Below are 2,983 nucleotides of genomic sequence, written 5' to 3' on the forward strand. Positions count from 1 at the left end.
CTAACAAAGAATTTGTAAACCCTAATATTGCAGAAGTATCCATTCCTTTTGAATTGATTCTAGGGTTTTTAATTAAAGCATAATAACCACGAAATATTAATGCATAAGCATCTAAAAGAAAAAGGCGTTTTTTACTCATAATAATTAAGGTAGCTTATCGTAATTAGTAAAAGAATTTTTATAATTACGCACTATAAAGCAAAGATAAAATTTTATTTTTGGAAATTACCTATCTCTTTATTTTTTAAAATTTTTTAGGAAATAAAGCGATTTAAAAAAACTATAATTTAATTATTTGATAGGTGTTAAAATTATTAGTTTCAATGTCTTTTACAATAATTATATAGGTGCCAGCACTTAAACTAGATATATCAATATCTTTTTGATTTGATTTAAAAATCACTTGTCCTAAATTATTATAAATTAAGGTTTCAATGGTTAAATCTGTAGCTATTTTAAAAGATGAAATAACAGGATTAGGAAAAAGATTTATTTTTAACTGATTAAATTTGTTTATAGAAAGTGTAATACCTGGTTTACTCGCCGTAACTACCGAAAAGCTAGATGCTATAAAAGGATATGTTAGGGTATTTAATCCTGTATCTCTTGCAGGAGTTATATCAGCACTCCAGGTAGTCCCGTTTTTGGTGCGTAAGACCAATGTTGATTCGTCTATGCCGTTTAACTCTCCTGTTTCATAATAAAAAGTTACATCGCCTGTAAAGTTGGTTAGAGGGTTACTAAAGTTAAATACTCTATCAATACTATCAGCATTTAAAGCGGTTGAAGATCTAGAAATATCTATTGGACCAGTTAACGTTAAATTTGAGCTGGTAGGATTAAAATTTATGCCGTTAACATAAAAATCTGTTCCGGGCATAATAGTTAATGAAGTTCCACTTGTAACAGTTAAATCTTGTGCAAACGAAAAATGGCTAATTAAAATAAATAAACAGGACAATTTTTTAATAATTGTTTTCATAAGGGCGATTATTAATGTTTTAATAAACGGGTACTTGATTTAACTTAAGTAAAATTAATAAAAACTTTGAAAAAAGCACTGTTTATTACTATTATTAAACCAAATATTTAATATATAATGTTTTTTATTAAAAATTAAATTAATTGCCTGGATTAAGGGCAAAAGGTTTCATATGTTGATTTATAGCCTGAAAAAAAAAGTTACTTATTCTAAGTATGTAACCAAAGTTACAAAATTAATTTGTATTTTAGTTCAAATTAATTTTTATGAGAGCAAAAAAAATTACACTATTACTTATTATATTGTTATCAAGTACTATTGTTTTTTCTCAAGTTGGAATTGGAACTGTAACTCCAAATACATCAGCCATTCTTGATGTGGACGTAACTTCTTTAGCCGCAAATGGTAAAAAAGGGTTTTTACCTCCAAGAATGACTACAACAGAAAGGGATGCAATTGTATCGCCAGCAACAGGTTTATTAATATACAATTCAACAACAAATATTTTAAATTATTATACCGGAAGTGGTTGGACAGTTATTGATACTTCAACAGGTAGTTTTGTAGATTTATCAACTCCACAAACTGTTGGAGGAGATAAAACATTTACAGGAACTTTAACTCCTGCGGGTAGGTTGATGTTGCCAATGGGGGAAATAAGTTGGATTAATTACTCTGGAGCGGTAACAAATATAGTTTCGCAAGCAATCGGCGCAGCTGGGAATGATAATATGGTTAAAATAAATCCATCAGGAACTGCGTTTATTAATGATGTTTTTGGAACAGGAACAGACACTAGATTAACCTATACAGGAACAGCTAGGCGTCTTTTTCATATTGCTTTAAGTTTTAGTTTCCAACCAATGTCAAATGGTGATACATTTATTTTTGGAGTAGCAAAAAACGGAACTGTATTAGAATCTTCAAAAATGTTTAATAAAGCTTCACAAACTACCGATAGTCAAAGCTCTGCAATTCATGTGTTGGCTTGGCTTGATACAAATGAATTTATTGAATTTTGGGTTGGGAATTTATCTGGTACCAGTGGTATTAACATGAAATCCTTCAATTTTGTAGCAATTGGTATGTAATTTGTAAGCTGTAATTTGTTAATAAATAAACAAGTGAATACAACTTAGTAGTTATCTAATTTTATATATTTACTATGTAATTGCAAATTACTTAATTACGTTACATTAAAGGACTTGCAATATTGAACTAAATTTATTGTAGAACTTTTAAATTAAACTTATACAACTTTCTATAGAAAGTTGTATAAGTTTTTTTATGAACTTGTATAAGTTTTTGTGCAACTACTTATTAAATGATATTATTTATTAGACAAAATAACCCAATTTAATAAGCAGTTTGTCCTTATTGATTAGGGGATACAAAACGGTTGCTTAAATAGTGAATTTTAAAGAGTTATTAATTTATAAAAAAAGAATGCTATGGCGTTAAATTACCGCATTACCAAAAGAAAGAACAATATCAAAAACCCTGAACAAACACAGTACATTATGCAAGCGGTTAGTAAGGGTGTAATAGATTTAGAAAAAGTATGTTATGATATTAGCCATCAATGTACCTTGAGTGAAAGTGATGTTATTGGAGTGGTGACAGCCTTAGGGAACAAGCTACATGATAGTTTGGAACAAGGTTACACGGTAGACCTAGGTGACTTAGGGCGATTTAAACTTACTTTTAAAGGTACTGCAGCACCTGAGCCTAAATTACTTTCTAAAAGAAGCATTCAAAAATTTATATTAAATTACCAACCCTCTAAACGTATGAAAAATAAATTAAAGAAATCTATTACTTTGGTAAAAGATAGAAAAGGTATTTCTAAATTGTAAAAATACAAGGAGCATTCAATAATTATTAAATGGATTTTTAGTTTCATTTAAATTTGTAACATATGTAACCTTTAACAAGGATAAAGGCTGATATATATCATTAAAAGGCCCTTAGTTTAATTGTAATTTTATATAAGAAAAATTC

Annotated in this window: 4 protein-coding genes; 2 read left to right on the top strand and 2 right to left on the bottom strand. The window is 28.5% G+C overall.

Annotation, left to right across the window (positions count from 1 at the left end; all coding sequences use genetic code 11):
* Together AB1Z17_RS11555 and AB1Z17_RS11560 are read right to left on the bottom strand one after the other, a co-directional pair.
* Nucleotides 1-139: hypothetical protein (locus tag AB1Z17_RS11555; RefSeq protein ID WP_368051951.1), on the bottom strand; the 139-nt coding region annotated here is incomplete at its 3' end.
* A gap of 141 nt (nucleotides 140-280) precedes the next feature.
* Nucleotides 281-982 (bottom strand): T9SS type A sorting domain-containing protein, encoded by a 702-nt coding sequence (locus AB1Z17_RS11560; protein ID WP_368051948.1) that lies wholly within the window; start codon nucleotides 980-982, stop codon nucleotides 281-283.
* Nucleotides 983-1,248: 266 nt separating this feature from the next.
* Here AB1Z17_RS11560 and AB1Z17_RS11565 point away from each other — a divergent pair, with 266 nt between their 5' ends.
* Nucleotides 1,249-2,073, top strand: coding sequence for a hypothetical protein (locus AB1Z17_RS11565; RefSeq protein WP_368051949.1), 825 nt, complete (start codon nucleotides 1,249-1,251; stop codon nucleotides 2,071-2,073).
* Nucleotides 2,074-2,433: 360 nt separating this feature from the next.
* Nucleotides 2,434-2,838 (top strand): HU family DNA-binding protein, encoded by a 405-nt coding sequence (locus AB1Z17_RS11570; protein WP_368051950.1) that lies wholly within the window; start codon nucleotides 2,434-2,436, stop codon nucleotides 2,836-2,838.
* Nucleotides 2,839-2,983: the final 145 nt, after the last annotated feature.

The organism is Lutibacter sp. (assembly GCF_040883305.1).
Classification (GTDB): Bacteria; Bacteroidota; Bacteroidia; order Flavobacteriales; family Flavobacteriaceae; genus Lutibacter.

Excerpts from the sequence above, each read along its gene's own strand:
- AB1Z17_RS11565 (WP_368051949.1), top strand. The coding sequence starts at position 1,249 with ATGAGAGCAAAAAAAATTACACTATTACTTATTATATTGTTATCAAGT.
- AB1Z17_RS11570 (WP_368051950.1), top strand. The coding sequence starts at position 2,434 with ATGGCGTTAAATTACCGCATTACCAAAAGAAAGAACAATATCAAAAAC.
- AB1Z17_RS11560 (WP_368051948.1), bottom strand. The coding sequence starts at position 982 with ATGAAAACAATTATTAAAAAATTGTCCTGTTTATTTATTTTAATTAGC.